At 63.6% G+C, this 23,060-nt stretch carries 21 protein-coding genes; 12 read left to right on the forward strand and 9 right to left on the reverse strand.

Annotated features, from left to right (window positions below):
* Window positions 1-70: 70 nt before the first annotated feature.
* Complete coding sequence (yghU, locus tag BRA1417_RS0117030; RefSeq protein WP_027516796.1) at window positions 71-952, forward strand: glutathione-dependent disulfide-bond oxidoreductase; 882 nt, start codon at window positions 71-73, stop codon at window positions 950-952.
* 165 nt (window positions 953-1,117) lie between these two features.
* Here yghU and BRA1417_RS0117035 read toward each other — a convergent pair whose 3' ends face one another.
* From BRA1417_RS0117035 to BRA1417_RS0117045, 3 genes are all read right to left on the reverse strand, one after another.
* On the reverse strand, window positions 1,118-2,395 hold the full coding sequence (locus BRA1417_RS0117035; RefSeq protein WP_027516797.1) for an acyl-CoA dehydrogenase family protein: 1,278 nt from the start codon (window positions 2,393-2,395) through the stop codon (window positions 1,118-1,120).
* A gap of 269 nt (window positions 2,396-2,664) precedes the next feature.
* Window positions 2,665-3,045 carry a VOC family protein gene (locus BRA1417_RS0117040; RefSeq protein ID WP_027516798.1) on the reverse strand — a complete coding sequence of 127 codons (381 nt, stop codon included), beginning with the start codon at window positions 3,043-3,045 and terminating at the stop codon, window positions 2,665-2,667.
* A 25-nt stretch (window positions 3,046-3,070) separates the two neighbouring features.
* The gene (locus BRA1417_RS0117045; protein WP_027516799.1) at window positions 3,071-3,850 is read right to left on the reverse strand and encodes an SDR family NAD(P)-dependent oxidoreductase; all 780 of its coding nucleotides are present in this window, start codon (window positions 3,848-3,850) and stop codon (window positions 3,071-3,073) included.
* Here BRA1417_RS0117045 and BRA1417_RS46015 point away from each other — a divergent pair.
* From BRA1417_RS46015 to BRA1417_RS0117065, 4 genes are read left to right on the forward strand one after another with little or no spacing between them, the layout of a single operon-like run.
* Window positions 3,849-3,971 (forward strand): hypothetical protein, encoded by a 123-nt coding sequence (locus BRA1417_RS46015; protein WP_256379171.1) that lies wholly within the window; start codon window positions 3,849-3,851, stop codon window positions 3,969-3,971. The two genes, BRA1417_RS0117045 and BRA1417_RS46015, sit on opposite strands and share 2 nt — an antisense overlap.
* Window positions 3,972-4,016: 45 nt before the next feature.
* Window positions 4,017-4,805, forward strand: a complete 789-nt coding sequence (locus tag BRA1417_RS0117055; protein WP_027516800.1) for an enoyl-CoA hydratase/isomerase — start codon at window positions 4,017-4,019, stop codon at window positions 4,803-4,805.
* On the forward strand, window positions 4,802-5,788 hold the full coding sequence (locus tag BRA1417_RS0117060; protein WP_027516801.1) for a phosphotransferase family protein: 987 nt from the start codon (window positions 4,802-4,804) through the stop codon (window positions 5,786-5,788). Before BRA1417_RS0117055 ends, BRA1417_RS0117060 begins: the two co-directional genes overlap by 4 nt.
* A 2-nt stretch (window positions 5,789-5,790) precedes the next feature.
* Window positions 5,791-6,168: a DUF6285 domain-containing protein gene (locus BRA1417_RS0117065; protein WP_027516802.1), complete on the forward strand. Its 378-nt coding sequence runs from the start codon at window positions 5,791-5,793 to the stop codon at window positions 6,166-6,168.
* A gap of 164 nt (window positions 6,169-6,332) precedes the next feature.
* Here BRA1417_RS0117065 and BRA1417_RS0117070 read toward each other — a convergent pair whose 3' ends face one another.
* Entirely contained in the window at window positions 6,333-7,112 is a 780-nt protein-coding gene (locus BRA1417_RS0117070) for an enoyl-CoA hydratase-related protein (protein ID WP_027516803.1), read from the reverse strand.
* A 209-nt stretch (window positions 7,113-7,321) separates the two neighbouring features.
* Between BRA1417_RS0117070 and BRA1417_RS0117075 the strand changes: the two genes are divergently transcribed.
* Window positions 7,322-8,596, forward strand: coding sequence for an acyl-CoA dehydrogenase family protein (locus BRA1417_RS0117075; protein ID WP_027516804.1), 1,275 nt, complete (start codon window positions 7,322-7,324; stop codon window positions 8,594-8,596).
* Window positions 8,597-8,764: 168 nt separating this feature from the next.
* Here BRA1417_RS0117075 and BRA1417_RS0117080 read toward each other — a convergent pair whose 3' ends face one another.
* Both BRA1417_RS0117080 and BRA1417_RS0117085 read right to left on the reverse strand, forming a co-directional pair.
* Window positions 8,765-10,345 (reverse strand): fatty acid--CoA ligase, encoded by a 1,581-nt coding sequence (locus BRA1417_RS0117080; RefSeq protein WP_027516805.1) that lies wholly within the window; start codon window positions 10,343-10,345, stop codon window positions 8,765-8,767.
* A 227-nt stretch (window positions 10,346-10,572) separates the two neighbouring features.
* Window positions 10,573-11,445 (reverse strand): SDR family oxidoreductase, encoded by an 873-nt coding sequence (locus BRA1417_RS0117085; RefSeq protein ID WP_027516806.1) that lies wholly within the window; start codon window positions 11,443-11,445, stop codon window positions 10,573-10,575.
* 116 nt (window positions 11,446-11,561) lie between these two features.
* Between BRA1417_RS0117085 and BRA1417_RS0117090 the strand changes: the two genes are divergently transcribed.
* The 4 genes from BRA1417_RS0117090 to BRA1417_RS40550 all read left to right on the forward strand — a co-directional run bounded on the left by BRA1417_RS0117090 (window position 11,562) and on the right by BRA1417_RS40550 (window position 15,146).
* Window positions 11,562-12,371: a crotonase/enoyl-CoA hydratase family protein gene (locus tag BRA1417_RS0117090; protein WP_027516807.1), complete on the forward strand. Its 810-nt coding sequence runs from the start codon at window positions 11,562-11,564 to the stop codon at window positions 12,369-12,371.
* Between the two features lie 127 nt (window positions 12,372-12,498).
* Window positions 12,499-14,043, forward strand: coding sequence for an acyl-CoA synthetase (locus BRA1417_RS0117095; protein WP_027516808.1), 1,545 nt, complete (start codon window positions 12,499-12,501; stop codon window positions 14,041-14,043).
* A 93-nt stretch (window positions 14,044-14,136) separates the two neighbouring features.
* Window positions 14,137-14,541, forward strand: coding sequence for a YccF domain-containing protein (locus tag BRA1417_RS0117100; RefSeq protein WP_027516809.1), 405 nt, complete (start codon window positions 14,137-14,139; stop codon window positions 14,539-14,541).
* Window positions 14,542-14,600: 59 nt separating this feature from the next.
* On the forward strand, window positions 14,601-15,146 hold the full coding sequence (locus tag BRA1417_RS40550; protein ID WP_051448487.1) for a chemotaxis protein CheB: 546 nt from the start codon (window positions 14,601-14,603) through the stop codon (window positions 15,144-15,146).
* A gap of 750 nt (window positions 15,147-15,896) precedes the next feature.
* Here BRA1417_RS40550 and BRA1417_RS0117120 read toward each other — a convergent pair.
* Window positions 15,897-16,814 carry an NADP-dependent oxidoreductase gene (locus BRA1417_RS0117120; RefSeq protein WP_027516812.1) on the reverse strand — a complete coding sequence of 306 codons (918 nt, stop codon included), beginning with the start codon at window positions 16,812-16,814 and terminating at the stop codon, window positions 15,897-15,899.
* A gap of 358 nt (window positions 16,815-17,172) precedes the next feature.
* Entirely contained in the window at window positions 17,173-17,796 is a 624-nt protein-coding gene (locus BRA1417_RS0117125; RefSeq protein WP_027516813.1) for a TetR/AcrR family transcriptional regulator, read from the reverse strand.
* A 123-nt stretch (window positions 17,797-17,919) separates the two neighbouring features.
* Here BRA1417_RS0117125 and BRA1417_RS0117130 point away from each other — a divergent pair, with 123 nt between their 5' ends.
* A complete protein-coding gene (locus BRA1417_RS0117130; protein ID WP_027516814.1) occupies window positions 17,920-18,798 on the forward strand; it encodes an SDR family oxidoreductase in 879 nt (292 codons plus the stop codon).
* Window positions 18,799-19,041: 243 nt separating this feature from the next.
* Here BRA1417_RS0117130 and BRA1417_RS0117135 read toward each other — a convergent pair whose 3' ends face one another.
* Window positions 19,042-19,260, reverse strand: coding sequence for a hypothetical protein (locus BRA1417_RS0117135; RefSeq protein WP_027516815.1), 219 nt, complete (start codon window positions 19,258-19,260; stop codon window positions 19,042-19,044).
* A gap of 976 nt (window positions 19,261-20,236) precedes the next feature.
* Between BRA1417_RS0117135 and ppc the strand changes: the two genes are divergently transcribed.
* Window positions 20,237-23,026 (forward strand): phosphoenolpyruvate carboxylase, encoded by a 2,790-nt coding sequence (ppc, locus tag BRA1417_RS0117140; protein WP_027516816.1) that lies wholly within the window; start codon window positions 20,237-20,239, stop codon window positions 23,024-23,026.
* Window positions 23,027-23,060 lie beyond the last annotated feature (34 nt).

Raw genomic sequence — 23,060 nt, forward strand, 5'->3', positions numbered from 1 at the left:
CGGCAGGGCTTGCCATCGGCCGTCCGCGGGCTAATTAATGCAGGCGCATCTTTTTCGCCGGAGCCCTCCCATGACCGACACCCCCGCCTACGTGCCCCCGAAAGTCTGGACCTGGAACAAGGAGAACGGCGGACAGTTCGCCAGCATCAACCGTCCCATCGCCGGTCCCACCCATGACAAGGAGCTGCCGGTCGGCAAGCATCCCTTCCAGCTCTATTCGCTGGCGACGCCGAACGGCGTCAAGGTCACCGTTATGCTGGAGGAGCTTCTGGCGCTCGGCCACAAGGGCGCGGAGTACGACGCCTGGCTCATCAAGATCGGCAACGGCGACCAGTTCGGCAGCGGCTTTGTCGACATCAATCCGAATTCCAAGATCCCGGCGCTGATGGACCGCTCCGGCCCGGAGCCGATCCGGGTGTTCGAGTCCGGCTCGATCCTGTTCTACCTCGCGGAAAAGTTCGGCGCGTTCCTGCCGAAGGACATCAAGAGCCGCACCGAGGCGATGTCGTGGCTATTCTGGCAGATGGGCAGCGCGCCCTATCTCGGCGGTGGCTTCGGCCATTTCTACGCCTACGCGCCGACCAAGATCGAATACGCCATCGACCGTTTCGCAATGGAGACCAAGCGCCAGCTCGACGTGCTCGACCGCCGGCTCGCCGACAACGAATATCTCGCCGGCAGCGACTACACCATCGCCGACATGGCGGTGTGGCCCTGGTACGGCGCACTCGCCAAGGGGCTGGTCTACGGCGCCGGCGAATTCCTCTCGGTGCAGGACTACAAGCACGTGCAGCGCTGGACCGACCAGATCGCCAAGCGTCCGGCCGTCAAGCGCGGCCGCATGGTCAACCGCGTCTCCGGCGATCCCGCCAGCCAGCTCCACGAGCGGCATGATGCCGGCGATTTCGAGACCAGGACGCAGGACAAGATCGGTGAGGTGGCCGCGTCGTAGGGCGGTGCTCGCTTCACCTCGCCCCGCTTGCGGGGAGAGGTCGGATTGCATCGAAGATGCAATCCGGGTGAGGGGGACTCTCCGCGAGTCCCACTGACAGCGTCCCCGCGGAGACTCCCCTCATCCCAACCTTCTCCCCGCAGGCGGGGAGAAGGGGAAGAAAGATCACGCCATGCTCAGCTCGTGGCGTCCCACCACCATCCAGTGCACCTCGTCCGGACCATCCGCGAAGCGCAGATGGCGGACGTCCTGGTACATTTCGGCGAGCGGGGTCCAGTGCGAGATGCCGGTGGCACCGTGCATCTGGATCGACTGGTCGATGATCTTGCAGGCGCGCTCCGGCACCATGGCCTTGACCATGGACACCCAGACGCGAGCCTCCTTGTTGCCGAGCACGTCCATGGCCTTGGCGGCCTTCAGCACCATTAGCCGCATCGCCTCGATCTCGCAGCGCGCCTGCGCGATGATCTGCATGTTGCCGCCGAGATGGGCGATCTTCTTGCCGAAGGCTTCGCGGGTGAGGCCACGCTGAACCATCAAATCGAGTGCCTTCTCGGCCTTGCCGATGGTGCGCATGCAGTGATGGATGCGGCCGGGGCCGAGCCGAAGCTGCGAGATCTCGAAGCCGCGGCCTTCGCCGAGCAGGATGTTCTCCTTGGGCACGCGGACATTGTTGAAGCGCATGTGCATGTGGCCACGCGGCGCATGGTCCTGGCCGAACACGTACATGGGGCCGAGCACCTCGACGCCGGGCGTGTCGCGCGGCACCAGGATCTGCGACTGCTGCTTGCTCGGCGCCGCATCCGGATTGGTCTTCACCATCACGATGAGGATCTTGCATCGGGGATCGCCGACACCCGAGATGTAATACTTCTCGCCGTTGATGACCCATTCGTCGCCGACGAGCTTCGCGCTCGTCGAGATGTTTTTGGCATCGGAGGAGGCGACGTTCGGCTCGGTCATGACATAGGCCGAGCGGATCTCGCCGTTCATCAGCGGCTTCAGCCACTTCTCCTTCTGCTCCTTGGTGCCGACGCGCTCCAGCACCTCCATGTTGCCGGTATCCGGCGCCGAGCAGTTCATGCTCTCCGACGCCAGCGGGCTCTTGCCGAGCTCGGATGCGATATAGGCGTAGTCGAGATTCTTCAGGCCCTGGCCGGTCTCGTCGTCGGGCAGGAAGAAGTTCCAGAGGCCTTCCTGCTTGGCCTTGTTCTTGGCCTTCTCCAGCACCTCGAGCTGCTTTGGCGTGAAGCTCCAGCGGTCTTCCTTGCCTTCGCCGGCCTTGGCGAATTCGATCGACATCGGCTCGACGGTATCGCGGATGAACTTCCTGACGTGATCATAGAGCGGCCGGACCTGGTCCGACATCCTGAGGTCGTTGAGCTCGTCGCCGGGATTAAGGGTGTAGTTGGTGGTGCGGGGAATATAGGTGTGTTTTGTCATTGTTCCTCCCGGGGGCGCTGAGATCGCGTTGGACGCGAGAATAGTCGCAGCGTCGCCAAAGTGCGAGCGCGCATTTTCCCGTGCGCCGTGCCACGCGATGGAATATCGCGGTCGTTTGAAATGTTGTTTGAATGGGGCCGCATTCTCGCTGTCATCGCCCGACTTGATCGGGCGATCCAGTACTCCGTGACGTCGGTGATTCATGGAGAAGCCGCGCGTACTGGATGCCCCGGTCAAGCCGGGGCATGACAGCGGTCGTTGCGGCTGGCTCAGTTCGCCATCCGATGCATCGCGCAGATCTTGTTGCCGTCGAGGTCGCGCAAATACGCAATATAGAGGTTGACGCCCGGGCCCTGGCGAATGCCGGGAGGATCTTCGCAGGGAACGCCGCCGGCGGCGATGCCGGCCGTATGCCATGCATTGACCTGCTCCGGCGAGTTGGCGGCAAAGCCGATGGTGCCGCCGTTCGCAGGCGTTGCCGCTTCGCCGTTGATCGGCTTTGTCACCGAGAACACGCCGGTCTTGGTGATGTAGAAGATGCGGTGGCCGTCAACGCGCGCCGGCCGCACCTCGAGCGTGGACAGCAAATTGTCGTAGAAGGCCTTGGCCTTGTCGAGGTCGTTGGTGCCGATCATGACGTGTGAAAACATGTGCCCGTTCCCCTCATTATGAAAATCAAAACGCCGTATAACCGCCGTCGATCACGAACGTATCCGCGGTGTGATACGACGAGGCCTTGCTCATCAGATACACCGCGATGCCGCCGAAATCGCTGGCCTCGCCGAAGCGCCGCACCGGAATGCGCGGCATCACGTTGGCGACGAATTTCTCGTTGGCCATCAGGCCGGCGGTCATGTCGCTCTTGATCCAGCCGGGCAGGATCGCATTCGCGGTGACGCCGTGGCGCGCCAGCTCGACGCCGAGCGCGCGCACCAGCGCGTTGATCGCGGCCTTGGTCGCCGCGTAGTGCTCGTTGCGGGCGGTGCCGAAGATCGAGGCAAGGCTCGAGGTCGCCACCAGCCGGCCGAAGGGATCGCCGGACTCGGCGCGCTCGGTCATGTGTTTTGCGGCCGCCTGGAACGCGTGGAATACGCCGTCGAGATTGGTCGCAAACATCGTGCGCCATTCCTCTTCGGTGCGCTCGATGAAGGAGCGCCGGCCACCGCCGCCGATGCCGGCATTGGCGAAGGAGCCGTCGACCCGGCCGAACATGTCGAGGGTAGCCTGCATCGCGGCATTGACCGAGGCCGGGTCGGTGACGTCGCAGACCCGCGCGTCGACCTTGCCGGGCAGCCCCGCCAGGCTCGCGGCAGCGCTGCTGTTCTTGTCAGGATTGCGACCCCAGATCGAGACGTTGCAGCCCTGGCCGGCAAGCGCCTGCGCGATGCCGAGTCCGATACCGCCATTGCCGCCGGTGATCACGGCGACCCGTCCCGAAAGGTCGAAAAGGTTCATGGAGCGTTTCCTGTTTTTTGGCATGCGCGCATCAGCCGCTGCGCGCAAGATTGCTTGCTATGCTCCGATCACCATGGACAAGACCGCGCCAAAAATCAAATATGCGCCCCGGCAAAAGTAATTCCGGTCTGCGAAACTGGCGCAGGCCGCAACTCACGAGGAAACCATGCAGTTCAAACACGTCACGCTCGATCTCGATGGTTCGGTCGCGATCCTCAAGCTCGACCATCAGGAGGTGATGAACGCGGTCTCTGTGGACATGCTGGGCGGTCTCGCGGAAGCGCTCGACGCGATCGAGGAGAAGAAGGACGAGGTGCGCTGCGTCGTGCTGACGGGCGCCGGGCGGGCGTTCTGCACCGGCGCCAATCTGCAGGGCCGCAACAACCAGTCGAAGAAGACCAAGGCCGGCCTGACGCTCGAGGCCGGCTTTCATCCCTTCCTGCGCCGCATCCGCAATCTGCATTGCCCGATCGTGACTGCGGTCAACGGCCCGGCGGCCGGCGCCGGCATGAGCTTCGCGCTGCTCGGCGACATGATTTTATGCGCGCGCTCGTCCTATTTCCTGCAAGCCTTCCGCCGTATCGGCCTCGTGCCGGATTGCGGCTCGACCTGGCTCTTGCCGCGGCTGATCGGCAAGGCACGCTCGATCGAATTGTCGCTGATGGGCGAGCGACTTCCCGCCGAGAAGGCGCTGGAATGGGGCCTCGTCAACCGCGTCTATGATGACGGCGTGCTGATGGAGGAGGCGATGAAGCTCGCGCGCGACCTCGCCAGCGGCCCGACGGTCGCGCTGTCGCTGATCCGCAAGCTCTACTGGGATAGCCCGGAAAATTCCTTCGAGGATCAGCTCAATCTCGAGTTCCAGTGCCAGCTCCGTGCCGGCGACACGGATGATTTCCGCGAAGGCGTCGGCGCATTCCTGGAGAAGCGCCCGGCGCAGTTCAAGGGCAAATGATCGAGGCCGAACTCTCCCGCAGCGTTGCGCGCTGGTGCCCGGGGGCGACCGGTGTCGCTGGCGTGGCAAGACTGTCCGGCGGCGCCAGCCAGGAGACCTGGCGCTTCGACATCGTGCATCCCGATGGGCCGATTGGTGCGATCCTGCGCCGCTCGCCGAAGGGGTATGGCGCGGCGCCGACGCGCGCGGCGGGCCTCGCAGCCGAAGCGCAGCTGATGCAGCTTGCCTATGAGGCCGGCGTACCGTCTCCACGCGTGATGCATGTGCTCACGCCGGACGACGATCTCGGCACCGGCTTTATCATGCAGCGGGTCGAGGGCGAGACCATCGCGCGCAAGATTCTTCGCGATGATGAATTCGCCGCGGCGCGGCCGCTTCTCGCACGGCAGATCGGCGGCGTGCTCGCGAAGCTGCACGGGCTACCAGCCGACAAATTGCCCGAGCTGCGCAGCCGGTCCGCGACCCAGGAGATCGGCGAATTCGAACGCGATTATCGCAGCCTGGACTGGCCAAAGCCGGTGTTCGAATTGGCGCTGCGCTGGCTGCGCGACCAGGACCCGGGTCCCGCCGGCGAGACGACGCTGGTGCATGGCGATTTCCGCAACGGCAATCTCATCATTGGCGCCGACGGCATCCGCGCCGTGCTGGATTGGGAGCTCGCGCATCTCGGCGATCCCATGGAGGATCTCGGCTGGGTCTGCGTCAACTCCTGGCGCTTTGGCGAGATCGACAAGCCCGTCGGCGGCTTTGGCTCGCGTGAGGAGCTGTTCGCCGGCTATGAGGCGGCTGGGCGCAAGGTCGATCCATCGCGGGTCAAATTCTGGGAAGTAATGGGCACGCTGCGCTGGGGCATCATGTGCGGCGGCATGATGCAGCGATTTCGCGAAAGTCCGGAGCATTCGATGGAACGCGCCATGATCGGCCGTCGCGCCTCCGAGACCGAGATCGATCTGTTGCGGCTGCTGGCGCCGCGGGGGAGTTGACCATGCAAGACGAGCCGACCCCGATCGAGCTGACCAAATCGGTTTCCGATTTCCTCCGCAACGACATCGCGCCGCTGGTCTCCGGCCACCAGGCCTTCAAGCTGCGCGTCGCCATCAACATCCTCGATCTCGTGACACGGCAGTTGACGCGGGAGGAGGGGAGCGATGCTGCGGAGGTGGAGCGGCTGCGCGCGTTGCTCGGCATGGAGGGCTCGGTGACCGAGCTCAACCGCGCACTCGCCGAGCGTATTGCGAGCGGCGAGGTCGATCTCGCAACGCCAGGCCTTGCCGAGCATCTGTGGGCGACCACGATGGACAAGCTCGCGGTCGACCAGCCGAGCTACGCCTCGTACAAGCGGGAGCTGTCGCGAGGCGGATAGGCGGCGCCACATTCTCCGCGGTCATCGCCCGCGAAGGCGGGCGATCCAGTATTCCAGAGACGGTAGCGATTGAGCCGAGAAGCCGCGGCGTACTGGATGCCCCGGTCAAGCCGGGGCATGACACCGGTGGTGTTGGGAGTCGTGAGGGGCGGAGAGAGACCGCCTTACTTCCCCACCCATTTCGGCGGGCGCTTCTCCGCAAACGCCTTCGGGCCCTCGATGTAGTCCTGCGAGGCCACCATCGCCTTCACCGCCGGATACTCCCGCTGCTCCTCGATCGCCTGCTCCAGCGAGACGCCGAGGCCCTTCTGGATCGCCTGCTTCGAGGCGCGGATCGACATCGGCGAATTCTTGGTGATCATCTCGGCCCAGCGCAGCGCGGCCGTCAGCGCTTCGCCCTGCGGCACCACCTCGTTGACGAAGCCGAGCTCATAGCCCTCCTTGGCGCTGACATGGCGCGCGGTGAGGATCATGCCCATGGCGCGCTTCAAGCCGATCTGCCGCGGCAGCCGGTGCAGGCCTCCGGCAAGCGCGGCCAGCCCAACGCGCGGCTCGGGCAGGGCGAAGGTCGCGTTCTCCGAGGCAATGATGAGGTCGCAGGCGAGCGCGATCTCGAAACCGCCGCCCATGGCCACGCCATTGACCGCGGCGATGATCGGCTTGTCGCAGTCGAAGCGCGCGGTGAGGCCGGCAAAGCCGCCCTTGTCCCAGCCGCGCTTGCCGCCGGCCGCCTGCCACTTCAGATCATTGCCGGCGCAGAACGCCTTGTCGCCGCTACCAGTGACGATCGCGATCCACTGCTCGGGATCGGCAGAAAAATCATCGAACACCTTTTGGAGTTCGAAATGCGCATCGGTGTGCAGCGCGTTGTAGACCTCGGGCCGCGACAGCGTCACGATCGTGATCGGCCCCTTGCGTTCCACCTTTGAGAATTTCAGCTCCATCGCGCGCTCCCGCAGTTTCTCGTGAAGGAATATTGCCGGAATACTACCGCGCCTCGGCGCTAGAGCACCATCGAATTGCGCAATGCGCCTTGCGCCTCTCACACGCCTCGCATTGCTTGACTTGGCGGCGCTCTTCTCACCTTAATCGTGCGAAGCAAAGCTGCGCCCAGCGCCTTAACGCAAAACGAAAAATCATCCGGGAGAGAGCCGTGGATTTCTCATTGCCAGCCGATCTCGTCGCCTATCTCGCAGAGCTCGACCGTTTTATCGAACGCGAGATCAAGCCGCTGGAAGAGGCCGATGATAATATCCGCTTCTTCGATCATCGTCGCGAATGGGCCCGCACCGATTTCGAGAATGGCGGCCTGCCGCGCCACGAATGGGAAGCCCTGCTGCGCAAGGCCAAGGATCTCGCAGACGCTGCCGGTCATTTGCGTTTCGCGGTGCCGAAGCAATATGGCGGCAAGGATGGCTCCAACCTCTGGATGGCCATCATCCGCGAGCACTTTGCCGCCAAGGGGCTCGGCCTGCATAACGACCTCCAGAACGAACATTCCATCGTCGGAAATTTCCCCGTCGCCACCATGCTCGATCGCTATGGACGGGACGACCAGAAGGCGATGATCGACGGCTCGATCAAGGGCAAGTATCGCATCACCTTCGGCCTGACCGAGCCGCATCACGGTTCGGATGCGACCCACATGGAAACGCGCGCGGTGCCGGCGACCCGCGACAACGTCAAGGGCTGGATCATCAACGGCGAGAAGATGTGGACCACCGGCATGCACGTCGCGACGCATTGCGCGCTGTTCGCGCGCACGTCCGGCAATGACGGCGACGCGCGCGGCATCACCTGCTTCCTGGTGCCGGCCAAGAGCCATGGCGTGAAGATCGAAGAGTACATGTGGACCTTCAACATGCCGACCGATCATCCCCGCGTCAGTTTCACGGACGTGTTCGTTCCCGAGGACGCGCTGTTCGGTGAGGTCGGCCGCGGCCTGTCGCTGGCGCAATGTTTTGTCCATCAGAACCGCATCCGGCAGGCGGCGAGTTCGTTGGGGGCAGCGGTCTACTGCATCAACGAGAGCGTCAAATATGCGCGTGAGCGCAAACCGTTCGGCAAGGCGCTGGCCGAGAACCAGGCGATCCAGTTCCCGCTGGTCGAGCTGGCAACGCAAGCCGAGATGCTGCGGCTGTTGATCCGCAAGACCGCCTGGGAGATGGACAAGCTCACCGAGGAACAGATCGAGCGCACGCTCTCTGACCGCGTCTCGATGTGCAACTACTGGGCAAACCGCCTCTGTTGCGAATCCGCCGACCGCGCCATGCAGGTTCACGGCGGCATGGGCTACTCACGCCACAAGCCGTTCGAGCACATCTACCGTCATCACCGCCGCTATCGCATCACTGAGGGCAGCGAGGAGATCCAGATCCGCAAGGTGGCGGGATTTTTGTTCGGCTATATGGGGCCGGGGAAGCATTGAGGAGTTGCACCCCGTTTATGTCTCCTCGAGTCGTCCCGGCGAAGGCCGGGACCCATTACCCCGGGGAGAAGTCGTAGCGCGAGACGGCAACTCCGAGTGTTCGCAAAACCAAATTCGGTGGTTATGGGTCCCGGCCTTCGCCGGGACGACGCTGTGGCTGGAGTGGCGCTAGTTCACCCTTCTATCCTTCCCCGCCCAGTACGGCTCCCTCAGCTGCCGCCGCAAGATCTTGCCTGACGGATTGCGCGGCAGCGCCGGCAGGAACTCCACGCTCTTGGGCGTCTTGAACCCGGCGATGCGCTCGCGGGTGAAGTTGATGATGTCGGTGGCGGTCGCCTGCTTGCCGGGCTTCATCACCACCACGGCCTTCACCGCCTCGCCCCATTTGTCGTCGGGTATGCCGATCACGGCAGCTTCCGCGACATCGGGATGATCGCACAGCGCGCTCTCGACCTCGGCCGGGTAGATGTTCTCCCCGCCGGAGATGATCATGTCCTTGATGCGGTCGTGGATGTAGAGATAGCCGTCTTCGTCCATGTAGCCGGCATCACCCGTGCGCAGCCAGCCGTCGCCGCGCAGCGTCGCGGCGGTTGCTTCCGGCAGGTTCCAGTAGCCTGCCATATTGGAGCCCGAGCGTGTCGCGATCTCGCCGACCTCGCGCGGCGGCAGCGGCTTGCCGTCCACATCGAGGATCGCGATCTCGACGCCCGGCAGCGCCTTGCCGGCCGAGCGCATCCGCTCCAGCCCCTCGATATGATCCTCCGGCGGCAGCGCGACGATGGTGCCGGTGGTCTCGGTCATGCCGTACATCTGCACGAAGCCGCATTTGAAGATCTCGATGCATTCCTTCAGCAGCGCCGCCGGGATCGGCGAGGCGCCGTACAGCATGTATTTCAACCGGGAGAAATCGACCGTCCTGGCGCGGGGCTGCCGCACCACGAACTGCATCGCGGCCGGCACCATGAACAGCTTTGTGATGCCCGACTGCTCGAAAAAATCCAGCACTTTTGTAGGATCGAACTCGCGCGCGATCACGCCGCGGGCGCCGTGGTAGAGTCCCATCACGCCCCAGCCGGAACCGCCGATGTGGAAGATCGGCATCGCGACCAGCGACACGTCGTCGGTCGACCACCGATTCCACTCGGGCTTGTCCTTGGCATTGCCGGTTTGCACGAGGTTGAGGAAGTTCGCATGCGACAGCATCGCGCCCTTCGGCTTGCCTGTCGTACCCGACGTATAGAGCTGGATCGCGATGTCCTTCGTGTCGATCGGCACCTTGGGATCATCGCCACTCTGTGCATCGCGCCAGGCTGTAAAATCCTGCCATTCCGGCGCGCCGCCTTCGGTGGTGATGACGCTGCGCACCCCCGGCAACTGGTCCTTGATCTGGCGGACCTGGGCGATGAACTCCGGTCCCACGAACAGCACCGGCGCTTTGCAGTCGCTCACGATGAAGGCGACCTCGGGCCCCGCGAGCCGCCAGTTCACCGGCGCCATCACCACGCCGGCCTTCATCGCGCCCATCAGCAGCTCGAAATAGATATCGCTGTTCTTGCCGAGATAGGCGATGCGTTCGCCGCGTTTCACACCCATTGCGATCAGCGCATTGGCGACGCGATTGGTCTTGATGTCGAACTCGGCGAAGCTGGTGACACGGCCTTCGAACTCGAAGGCGATGGCGTTGCCGCGGCTCTTGGCGCGCTCGCGCACCATGTCCGCGAGGTCAGCCAATGGCTGTGTGATGGACATGTCTCTCCCGTGACGTCTTGTTTTTATGGTGCGGAGTGTGGCGTCATCCGCGGGCGATGACAAGACGGGAGGGTCGCGCTGACGCCTCCACGCCGTCGTCCTGGCGAAAGCCAGGACCCATAGCCACAAAACGCAATTTGGCGAAGACTGGCCATGACCAATCTTCGCCAAAGAACATTCGGTGATAATGGGTCCCGGCTTTCGCCAGGACGACTACCGAGAGAGCATCACCCCCGCTTCGCCCGGTCCTTCTCGTTCTGCGCCATGATGCTCTCGCGCGCGGTTTTCCAGTCGTCGTCGCTCCAGTCGCGGAGCTGGTAGAAATTGCCGCCCATGGCCAGCGCCTGCGCGCCGTCCATGGCGATGGTCTCGCCGGAGATCCAGTCGCAGCCGCCGGAGATCAGGAACACGGCGACGTTCTGCAGTTCCTCCATGGTGCCGACGCGGCCCATCGGGTTCATCGCCTTGGTGCGCGCACCGGCTTCGTCGCCGGGCTTGATGCGCTTGCTCATGCCTTCGGTCGGGATCTCGCCCGGCGCGATCGTGTTCAGCCGGATGCCATAACGGCCCCACTCGGTGGCGAGCGACATCGTCATGGCATGGATCGCCGACTTGCTCATCGCCGACGGCACCACGTAAGGCGAGCCGTTGCGCACCCAGGTCGTGGTGATCGAGACGACGTTGCCGGGCTGCTTCAACGCGATCCAGCGCTTGCCGACCGCCTGCGTCACGTAGAACGTGCCGTGCATGACGATGTTGGCGACGGCGTCGAAGCCGCGCGGCGACAGCTCCTCGCTTCGCGAGATGAAATTCCCGGCGGCGTTGTTGATGAGATCGGTGAGGGGGCCGTCGCGAAAGATGGTCTCGATCATCTCCTCGACCGCGAGCGCGTTGCGGATATCGACGCCGTGGCTGCTCACGCGGCCGCCATACTCCGCCATCAGCTCGGTCGCGGTTTCGTCGCAGACGATCTTGCGCCGGCCGCAGATGTGCACCTCCGCGCCGAGTTGGAGGAATCGCGCCGCCATCGACTTGCCGAGCCCGGTGCCGCCGCCGGTCACGAGGATGCGTCGTCCCGCCAGAAGATTTTCCTTGAACATGGCTGTTTCCCCTGTCGCGATTGTCGGTTAATTGATCAATTGACTAAATCCGGCTGCCGTCGTCCTGTAAAGCGGCACCGAACAAGAACAGCCGGGAACCAGGGGAGAATTCATCGATGGAAGAGCGCGTCTCGATCTCGATCTCGGAAGGCATCGCCGATGTTCGGCTGGTGCGCGCGGACAAGATGAATGCGCTGGATCAAGCCATGTTCGAGGCCCTTGTCGCCGCAACCGATCGGCTTTCGAAGGAAAAAGGTGTGCGCGCCGTCGTGCTGTCCGGCGAGGGCCGCGCCTTCTGCGCCGGTCTCGACATGGGGCGTTTTGCCGCCATGAAGGAGAAGGGCGGCAACGGAATTCCGGGTGGCGAAAATCGCGACCTCACCAAGCGCACGCATGGCCAGGCGAACTTTGCGCAACAGGCGGTGTGGGGCTGGCGCCAGCTTCCAGTCCCCGTGATCGCGGCAATCCAGGGCGTCGCCTTCGGCGGCGGCTTCCAGCTCGCGCTCGGCGCCGACATGCGCTTCCTCACCCCGGATGCGCGGATGTCGGTGATGGAAATCAAATGGGGTCTGGTGCCCGACATGGCGGGCACGCCGATCCTGGCCTCGCTCGTGCGCGACGACATCTTGCGGGATCTCACCTACACCGGCCGCATCTTCTCCGCGCAGGAGGCGATGGCTTACGGTCTCGCCACGCGCATCTGCGACGACCCGCGCGCGAGCGCCCTCGACGTCGCGCGCGAGATCGCGGGAAAAAGCCCCGATGCGATCCGCGCCGCGAAACGCATGCTCAACAATCTCTCGGTCGATCCGGGCCCCGCGCTACTCGCCGAGTCCGTCGAGCAGCAGAAGTTGATCGGCAGCGCGAACCAGACCGAGGCGGTGCGTGCCAATCTGGAGAAGCGCGCGCCCAAGTTTGCGGATTAGCGCAGACCTCATCCCGAGGAGCCCCCAAGCGGCGTCTCGAGGGATGAGCCACGGGCTCTCATGCTTCGAGACGGCGCTTTGCGCCTCCTCACCATGAGGGCAACTTCAACAACAAAGAAAAACAACAATGAGCGAAACTTCAAATTTCCTCGGCATCGTCTCCGGCGGGCGCAGCCGCTCCCATGCCGAGGTCGCTGATCGTGCCGACCGCATCGCGAGCGGCCTCAGCCAGATCGGCGTCAGGCAGGGCGATTGCGTCTGCATGCTGATGCGCAACGACATCGCCTTCATCGAGGCCGCCTATGCCGCGATGCGGCTGGGCGCCTATGGCGTGCCGATCAACTGGCACTTCAAGCCGGAAGAGATCAATTACATCCTGAACGATACCGGCACCTCCGTGCTGATCGGCCATGCCGACATGCTGCATGCCTTGCGCGATGCGATCCCGAAAGGCGTCACCGTGCTCAGCGTGCCGACGCCGCCGGAGATCCTGTCCAGCTACAAGATCCATCCCGATCATCTGAAGACGCCGGATTTCGCGATCGATTTCGAGTCATGGCTCGCTTCATTCCAGCCCTATGACGGCCCGATCGTGCCGCAGCCCATGAACATGATCTACACCTCGGGCACGACCGGCCATCCCAAGGGCGTACGGCGCAACGCGCCGACGCCGGAGCAGGCGGCCGCCGGCGAGCGCATGCGCGCGATGATCTACGGGCTCAAGCCCGGCGCCCGCACGATCCTGCCGGGTCCGCTCTATCACTCCGCGCCGAACTCGTTCGGCATTCGCGCGGGAAAACTCGGCGGCGCATTGGTGCTGATGCCGCGCTTCGAGGCCGAGGAATTTCTCGAGCTGATCGAGCGCTACAAAATCGACACCATCTTCATGGTGCCGACGATGTTCATCCGCCTGATGAAGCTGCCGGAGGAGGTGCGCAAGAAATATGACGTCTCCTCGCTGCGCCATATCATCCATGCCGCGGCACCCTGTCCGGCGGGCGTCAAGCGCGCCATGATCGAATGGTGGGGGCCGGTGATCTACGAATTCTACGGCTCGACCGAATCCAGCGCCGTCACCTTCGTGACCTCCGAGGATGCGCTGAGGAAACCCGGCACCGTCGGCAGGATTTCGCCCGGCGCCGAGCTGCGCTTCATCGGCGATGACGGACGCGTGCTGGGCGTCGGCGAGATCGGCGAGATCTACTCGCGCATGGCCGGGATGGCCGATTTCACCTATCACAACAAGCCGGAGAAGCGCGCCGAGATCGATCGCGACGGCTTCATCACCTCGGGAGACGTCGGCTATATCGACGAAGAGGGCTACGTCTTCATCTGCGACCGCAAGCGCGACATGGTGATCTCGGGCGGCGTTAACATTTACCCGGCCGAGATCGAGTCCGTGCTGCACGCCGTGCCGGGCGTGCATGATTGCGCGGTGTTCGGCATCCCCGATGCCGAGTTCGGCGAAGCGCTGATGGCGGTGGTCGAGCCGCAAGCTGGCGTTACGCTGGATGCCGCCGAAATCCGCGTCCGGCTGAAGGCCTCGCTCGCCGACTACAAGGTGCCAAAACACATCGAGATCCGCGCCGGGCTGCCGCGCGAAGATTCCGGCAAGATCTTCAAGCGCCGCCTGCGCGATCCCTATTGGGAGCAGGCGGGGCGGAAGATCTAGCGGTCGGTCTACGCTTTGCGTGCGTCGACACCATCCTGGCAAGGACGGATTCCGAGCCTATATAGACGGGATCATGCACCTTCGGATCATCCCATGGCTCCCGTTTCCATCCTGCTCAACCTGCTCTGGATTCTCATTGGCGGCGCCTGGATGGCGCTCGGCTGGCTGGTCGCCGCGGTCATCATGGCGATCACGATCATCGGCCTGCCCTGGGCGCGGGCCGCGTTCAACATCGCGGTCTACACGCTGATGCCGTTCGGCTCGCGGGCGGTCAACCGCTATGACGTCACCGGTGTCGAAGATATCGGCACCGGCCCGCTCGGGGTGATCGGCAACATCATCTGGTTCGTGCTGGCCGGCTGGTGGCTGGCGCTCGGCCATCTCCTCACCGCCCTGGCCCTCGCGATCACCATCATCGGCATTCCCTTCGCTTGGGCCCACCTCAAGCTCGCGGGCATCGCGCTCTGGCCGATCGGCAAGGTGATCGTGCCGGCTTAGGGCGCGAACTCGCAGGATGGGTAGAGCGCCAGCGAAACGGCGCTTCCGGTGCTGAGGGCCTGCGCGATTTGGGGGACTTGCTCGGAGCGCTTCCTGCCGATCTGCCCGCCGTCGTGCTTGTGGTCCTGCATCGCCCCAGCGACCGCATCAGTTATCTGCGTGAGGTGCTGGCGCGCCGGTCGATGCTGCCCGTGACGATACCGGACGAGGATCAGGAGTTCCAGGTTGGCGTCTGCTACGTCGGTGAACCTGCAGCGCACCTTTCTCTGGCGGCGCGAAGCCGCGTTCACCTGATTGAGGGCCCGCAAGACCTGTATCGCAACCGGACGGTTGACCTGTTGTTCACGTCTGTCGCAGCTCACGCCAGAAGGCGCGCGATCGGAGTTGTATTGCGCGGTGAGCTAAGCGATGGATCACGTGGTTTGGAGGCGATACATTTCGCCGGCGGCGTCACGATGGTGCTGGGGACGCACGGCGCCGCAGCGCGCGGTATGCCTTTGAATGCGACGGAATATGACGGGCCTGTCGACTTCATCGGCTCGATCAGCGACATCGCTGCGGAAATCGTCCGCCGGATCGCGATCATGGCCGTCAAGGCAGCCTAGAACTCGTAAGATGGGTGGAGCGCCAGCGAACCCAATCAAACCGTCCGCCGATGACGAAGCACGTTGGATTTCGCAAGGGCTCACACATCCTAGGCGTGCTGCGCCCGTTGCAATGTCAGCTTTGGCCCGTTGCCGACCTAACCGAGCGGGGAGTGCGTGAAGGCAGCTTCTGATTCGAAGGGGACCACGACTGCTTTCAACCAGGCATAGGTATCTTACGCCTCCGCAATGCGTCAGATTTCATTGCAACTTTTTCCCGGCTTCATTGTTGAAGAACGGGAGCGAACGCGGCTGCAATGTGCCGCGGCTGGCTGGCCCTTGGTCTCATTCCTATCGGGAGGCGATTGCATGAAGTGGCTTTGCTTGATCGGCTTTGTGGCGGGGACCGTTGCTTTAATACCTTCACCTTCTGCTTCGGCGATGCCCGTTGCCAAGCCGGACGCACTGGGCGCGTCTCAGACTGCCACTATCGAGGTCAAGGGCGGCCACGGACATGGTGGTGGCCACGGCTGGGGTCATCACGGTGGCCGTGGTCATCATTACGGTTGGGGCAGAGGCCGAGGCCATCATTATGGCTGGCGGCACCACCACCACTGGTAAGCGTCACCGGGAGCTTGAGAACCAACCAAGCTCGTAGGATGGGTAGAACGTCAGCGAAACTCATCAAACCTCCGTCGATGACGAAGCATGATGGGTTTCGCAAGGGCTCAGCCGATTCTGCACGTTGCGTACATCAATGGGCATGCTTCCTCAGGGACGAACGCGAATGATCGTATTCCCCTTGCGTCGCCTGGTCGGATTTAAGGCGGCGGCGGCATCGTCGAGGGTCGAGACGTTGCCGATGTTCGTCCGCAGTCGTCCGTCCCGCACCCGCAGGACGATCTCACTCAGTTGGGCACGATCGGCCTCGACGACAAAGTCGACCGCCAGGCCGTCGGAGGGTCGCGCCTCTGCGGGCCCGACGATGGTGACCAGTGTTCCTCCGGCTCGAATCAATGCTGCGGACCGCTTCTGGATATCACCGCCGATTACATCGAACACCAGATCGACTTTGCCGATGTCTTCCAGGGCATCGTTGTCGAGGTCGACGAACTCCTTCGCGCCGAAGTCGAGCACTGTCTGACGGTCGGCGGCGCGTCCGGTGCCGATGACGTAGGCGCCGGCCTCTCGTGCGAGTTGCGTCACCATCGACCCGACTGCGCCGGCCGCGCCGTGTGCGAGGACGCTTTGCCCCGCCTGAAGGCGGCCGTGCTGGAGCAGCCCTTGCCATGCCGTCAGGCCCGACACCGGCAGGCTTGCGCCCACCGTGAAGTCGACGTCGCCCGGGAGCGGCGCGAGATTGCGTGCCTCGATCGCCACATACTCGGCGAGCGTGCCGTCGCGATACCAGTCCGCGAGGCCAAACACCCGCTGTCCTACCGACAACCCGGTAGTGCCATATCCGAGAGCGGTGACCACTCCAGCCAACTCGTGCCCAGGGATCGAGGGCGTTCGGTCGCGCTCGAGGCGATCGGTCCAGGTCGAGGGCCACGTCAGCTCGGTCGGAACAAATCCCGACGCATGAACCCGAACAACGACGTCGTTTATCGATGCCTGCGGCTCGGGCCGCTCCACCAGCTTCATCCCGGCCGTTCCCGCGGCTCGTTCCGTTACAACGATCGCCTTCATGGGATTATCTCCTTGTCATTGTCTCTCGATGCAACTGTTGCAGGCGGCGTAAGCACAACGGCTATCCACAAACTGCTGGGCAGTCTGGAGGTGTCCGCGATCTGCGCTGTCTGCATTCACCGGCTCGTCCCGAGACTGCCGATCGGGTTCGCTTCGGTCGCGGTGCTAGCAGCTAGATGCGTCGCGCCTGGTCATGAAACCAGTACCAAGATTGCAAATTCTGGCTGTACCAAGCGCATTCAGACGGCGCTTAGCTTGAGCGCGTAGGATGAGCAGAGCGCCAGCGAAAACCATCAATCCGTCCGCCGATGACGAAGCATGATGGGTTTTGCCGGGGCTCCAGATCAAGGGCTCCAGATTAAGACGACGATGCGATTCCTTTTTCCAGCAACACTCTGGCTGCCTCGCGGTTAGCCTCGACGATGGCGGGATCACGCGTTGACTGTGCGATCACGAGCGAGCCTTCGAACAGCGACAGGATCTGGATCACGGCCCTTTCGGGTTTGCTCAATGACAACGGCTCAATGAGTGACGCAACGAAGTCGTGCAACTTTCTAAAATACGCCGCGATGGTCGCCTCTACGCCCGGCGAGTTTGCCTCCGGGCCGAATTCGGCCATGCCTTTCGCGAACGGACAGCCGCGGAACGAAGGCGCGAGGAGCGGTTGTTCGAGTGCGTCGAAAACAGCGAGAACGCGCTCCACTGGCGTGAGACCGGCTTGCTCAGTGGAGGTCGAAAGCATCTGAAACCAGACGGCGCTCTTGTAGCGCAGGTAGGTGGCGATGAGGTCGGCCTTCGAGGGAAAGTGCTTGTAGAACGTCATCTTGGCCACGCCGCTTTCGGCGATGATCCGATCGATCCCGACGGAGTTGATGCTGAACCGGTAAAACAGGTCTGACGCCGTCTTCAAAATGCGCTCGCGGGGGGCGAGCGCATCGAGCGGTTGAATATCCACGTCCACGAAATCAAGCAGCGTGCCCATCGATCGTCCTTAACCGAGCCGTTTGCGTCGCTGGACAGACTATTCTGTCAACTCAGGGATTGCAAAGACATACAGGTCTGTCTATAGCTCCGTCGTCCTTTGGATTGAGAGAAAGATCGTGAGATGAGCGGAAAAGTTGTGGTTGTGACGGGTGCAAGCAGTGGTTTTGGAAAGCTCACCGCCTTGGAACTCGCCAAGCGGGGTCACACGGTGGTTGCTACCATGCGCGATGTCGCAGGAAGAAATGGCCGTGTTCGCGACGAGCTTGTCGAAGCGGCAAAGGCCGAAGGGTGTGCGCTCCAGGTCCTCGAGATGGACGTTGCCGACGAACAATCCGTCAACGCCGCGATCGCGGATGTTATCCGGCAGCACGGCGGGGTCGATGCCCTGGTCAACAACGCGGGAATGATGCCCGTCGGCGTCACGGAAGCCTATACCGTCAAGGATATCGAAGCGCAGTTCGCCGTGAACTTCTTCGGCGCCGTTCGCACCGATCGTGCCGTTCTGCCGCACATGCGGGCTGCCGGCAGCGGCGTCCTCATCCATGTCACGTCGCTCATGGGTCGGGTGGTCTTCCCGTTCTTCGGTGTCTATTCCGCCAGCAAGTTCGCGCTCGAAGCCCTCGCGGAAGCCTACCGCTACGAGCTTTCGAGCTTCGGCGTGGATTCGGTCATCGTCGAGCCAGGCCCGTTCCCGAGCAACCTTCTTCCATCCAGCCCCGAACCATCCGACCAGGCCGTGCTGAAAACCTATGGCGGTGTTGCGGCGATCCCGGGTCAGATCAAGCAGCACTCCAACGATGGAAACGATCCGCAAAATCCGCCGCAGCCCCAGCGCGTCGCGAATGCAATCGCGCAGCTGGTCGAGGCCACGGAACGGCGGCCTCTGCGGACGGTCGTGATGCCCGAAGGCATGGATTTCGGCGTCGAGCGCCTGAACGAGGCCGTCGCCCCGATCCAGAACGATCTCCTTCGCGCGCTCGGCATGGCGAGCATCATTTGACGGGAAGGCGATAAGCACACTGTCAGTTCGTAGGAAGGATAGAGCGTGAGCGAAACTCATCAATCCGTCCGCCGATGACGGGGCATGATGGGTTTCGCAACGGCTCAACCCACCCTACGCGCTGCAATTTCAACGAAACCCGACGTGGCTCAGCCTCATCCTGAGGAGACCGCGAGGCGGTCGTCTCGAAGGACGAGGCGCTTGCTCAGCTCGTAGGACGGGTAGAGCGCATGCGAGAACGTTCTACCTTGAACGACGCGCGACTTGGATTGCTGTATCGATCAGAGATGCTGCAACTTCCTTGCCGAACGTGTTGATGGTGATTGGACCGTCATCGGGCACGCTAACATCAAAGAGCACACCCCCGTCGTCCGAAAGGATTTCCATCCGAATGCCGTCAAAGTCGACATCGCTCGCCCATCGATATTTCACAGTTCGGTTCTCGACTGTCAGCGTTCCCATGCTGAGTGCTTATCAAAATGCGCGATTCAAGCAAATCCGTGGGGGACGGGCCGCTTGGAAATGGCAGAGTGGGAGATTGCAGCTTCACAGTACCAGAGCCGACACACGCTCAGGCACCGCGTCCACCATCCCTCGCGTTGCCTGACGGGCAAAACACGCCACATGCAGGTCAAGCACAAGACCGTCTAATATTCTGATTGACCGAATTCATCTCTTCGGGTAAACCGCAAAGCATCCCGGCCCGCTAAAAAGGGCGTTTCGCGATCGTCACGATACGTGAGCCGGGATGCGATGGACGCGGCAGCGCCGGCGCGTGACGAGGTGGCAGGGCGGGCTATGCCTGTGAGCCATCGCGATCCGCGCGAACGACCCGGCGCGGTCACAGCGGTTTTTTTCGGCTTCGGTGGCGAGCACGCGCAAGCTTCCGGAGCTCCGGGGAGGGACGTCCGCGGACGGCAAAAGCGTGTGGTCCTGACGCCCGGGGTCTGTGCGTCAAGGCTTGCGGTGATGTGCGGCCCGACCGGGTGCGCACATCGATCATCCGCAAGGCGACGGGGGCAATAGTGCATCGCTCCCCGGGGAGAGCGCGCCATAAGCCGTAAAACCATTGCGCAGGGAAGGCCGGATGTTCCGGCATCACCTGTGGTCACCCCCGCGTGCGTTTTTCGCGTGAGGACCCTGGGTGCCAGCCGGCGCCCGGCCTTCCCTGCGCCCTTTCTTTGCGATGAGGGCGAAACGGACAGCAAAACTCGGGCGCCCCACGCCGCGAGGCCGCGGAGGTGTGCAGTGATGGCTTGCCGGCAAATCTCTCGTGCCCCGGCTCTGCGCACCAACGCTTGAGGGGGTTGCAGTGCGTCCGGGACACGAATGGCCGGCGGTGTGCGCCGCCACCAAGTTCATCTTGCACTGCGGCAGAAAAATATCGCACACTCGACCGGGCCGGGGAGCCATAGGGAGCTCTACAAGGGAGCGAGCCATGTCCCTCCAGACCATATCATCCGACACCGCCGACCAACGCCCCAACCGCCCCGAGGACATCCAGGCGCTGGAAGCGGACGTGCGGCTGCGTGACGATATCCGCCTGCTCGGGCGCATCCTCGGCGACACGGTGCGCGACCAGGAGGGGCCGGAATTGTTCGACCTGGTCGAGCGCATCAGGCAGACCTCGATCCGATTCCACCGCGACGAGGACCGGCTCGCCCGCCGCGAGCTCGAGCAGATCCTCGACAGCATGTCGACCTCGGAGACAGTGCGGATCGTCCGCGCCTTCAGCTATTTCTCCCACCTCGCCAACATCGCCGAGGACCAGAACAACATCCGGCAGATGCGCGCCAACAAGGGCGGCGGCTCCGGCATGCTGGCCGAGACGCTCGCCCATGCGAGGGCTGCGGGTATCGGTGCCGATGCCCTGCGCAACTTCTTCAAGAGCGCGCTGGTCAGCCCGGTGCTGACCGCGCATCCGACGGAGGTGCGCCGCAAGAGCACCATGGACCGCGAGATGGAGGTCGCTAGCCTGCTCGATCGTCGCGAGCGCGTCGCGCTGACGGCGGAGGAGGCTGCCGCCAGCGACGAGCAGCTCCGCCGCGAGGTGCTGACGCTGTGGCAGACCAATCTGCTGCGCCGGACCAAGCTCACCGTGCTCGACGAGGTCGCCAACGGCCTGTCGTTCTACGATTACACGTTTCTCCGCGAGGTGCCGCGGCTGGTCAACGCGCTGGAGGACCGGCTGGAGGAGGGCGGCGAGCAAGCGGCTGGCGAGCTCGCCTCGTTCCTGCGCATGGGCAGCTGGATCGGCGGCGACCGCGACGGCAATCCCTTCGTCACCGCCGACGTGATGCGCGGCACGCTGCGGCTGCAGTCGAGCCGGGTGATGCAGTTCTATCTCAACGAGCTGCACGTGCTCGGCTCTGAGCTCTCGATCGCGGCGCATCTCGCCGACGTGTCCGAGGAGCTGCGCACGCTCGCGGAGCGCTCGCCCGATACCTCGCCGCACCGGAGCGGCGAGCCCTATCGCCTCGCGGTCTCCGGCATCTATGCGCGTCTCACCGCCACGGCCGAAATGCTCCAGGTCGAGATCACGCGCCGGCCCGTCGGCAAGGGCAAGCCTTACGAGAGCGTCAGGGAGCTGCAGGCCGATCTCGACGTGCTGCACCGCTCGCTGATCTCCAACAACGCCGGCGTCATCGCCCGCGGCCGGCTGCGGCTGCTGCGGCGTGCGGTGGACTGCTTTGGATTCCATCTGGCCCGGCTCGACATCCGGCAGAACTCGGCGGTGCACGAGCGCACCATTGCCGAGCTGATGGATGCCGCCAACCCCGGCATGTCCTATCTCGCGCTCGGCGAGGACGCCCGCATCTCCCTGCTCACCAACGAATTGCGCTCGACGCGTTCGCTGGTGTCGCCGTTCGTCAAGTACAGCGACGAGACCATGGGCGAGCTCAACGTCTTCCATGCGGCCGCCGAGGCGCATGCGAAGTTCGGCTCGGACGCCATTCCCCAATGCATCATCTCGATGTGCAAGAGCATGTCCGACATGCTCGAGGTCGCGGTGCTCTTGAAAGAGGTCGGCCTCGTCCATCCCTCCGGGCGCAGCGCCATCAACATCGTGCCGCTGTTCGAGACCATCGAGGATTTGCAGGCGTCCTCCACCATCATGGACCGCATGCTGTCGCTGCACGACTACCGCCGCCTGGTCGACAGCCGCGGCAGCGTGCAGGAGGTCATGCTGGGCTATTCCGACTCGAACAAGGATGGCGGCTTCGTCACCTCGGGCTGGGAGCTCTACAAGGCCGAGATCGGCCTCGTCGACGTGTTCGAGCGCCACGGCGTGCGCCTGCGTCTGTTCCATGGCCGCGGCGGTTCGGTCGGCCGCGGCGGCGGACCGAGCTATGACGCCATCATCGCCCAGCCCGGCGGCGCGGTGAACGGCCAGATCCGCATTACCGAGCAGGGCGAGATCATCTCGTCGAAATACTCCAACGCCGAAGTTGGCCGCAACAATCTGGAGATCCTGGCCGCCGCGACGCTGGAGGCGAGCCTGTTGCATCCGCGCCAGAGCGCGCCGCGCCGCGAATATCTGACCGCGATGGACGAGCTTTCAAGTCTCGCCTTCAAGGCCTACCGCGGCCTCGTCTACGAGACCGACGGCTTCGTCGATTATTTCTGGGCGTCCACCGTCATCAACGAGATCGCGACGCTGAATATCGGCAGCCGTCCGGCCTCGCGCAAGAAGACCCGCGCGATCGAGGACCTTCGCGCGATCCCCTGGGTGTTCTCCTGGGCGCAATGCCGCCTGATGTTGCCCGGTTGGTACGGCTTTGGCAGCGCCGTCGAGCAATGGATCGCGGAGCATCCCGACAAGGGCATGCCGTTCCTCAAGGAGCTCTACAAGGAATGGCCGTTCTTCCGCATGCTGCTGTCGAACATGGACATGGTGCTGGCGAAAAGCTCGATCGCGATCGCCTCGCGCTATGCCGAACTCGTGCCCGACGAAGCTCTGCGTGAAAAAATCTTCGGCCGCATCCGCCGCGAATGGCACTCCTGCATCGAGACGCTCTTGGACATCATGGCCCAGGACCGCCTGCTGCAGGGCAATCCGCTGCTGGAACGCTCGGTGCGCCACCGCTTCCCCTATCTCGACCCGCTCAACCATGTGCAGGTCGAGCTGCTGAAAGAGCATCGCGCGCAGAACCCGGATGAGCAGGTGCTGCGCGGGATTCAGCTCACGATCAACGGGATCTCGGCGGGGCTGAGGAATACGGGTTGAGAAGCGAATAGCGAACCGTACGGTTCGCTACTCG

Source organism: Bradyrhizobium sp. WSM1417 (assembly GCF_000515415.1).
Taxonomy (GTDB): Bacteria; Pseudomonadota; Alphaproteobacteria; order Rhizobiales; family Xanthobacteraceae; genus Bradyrhizobium.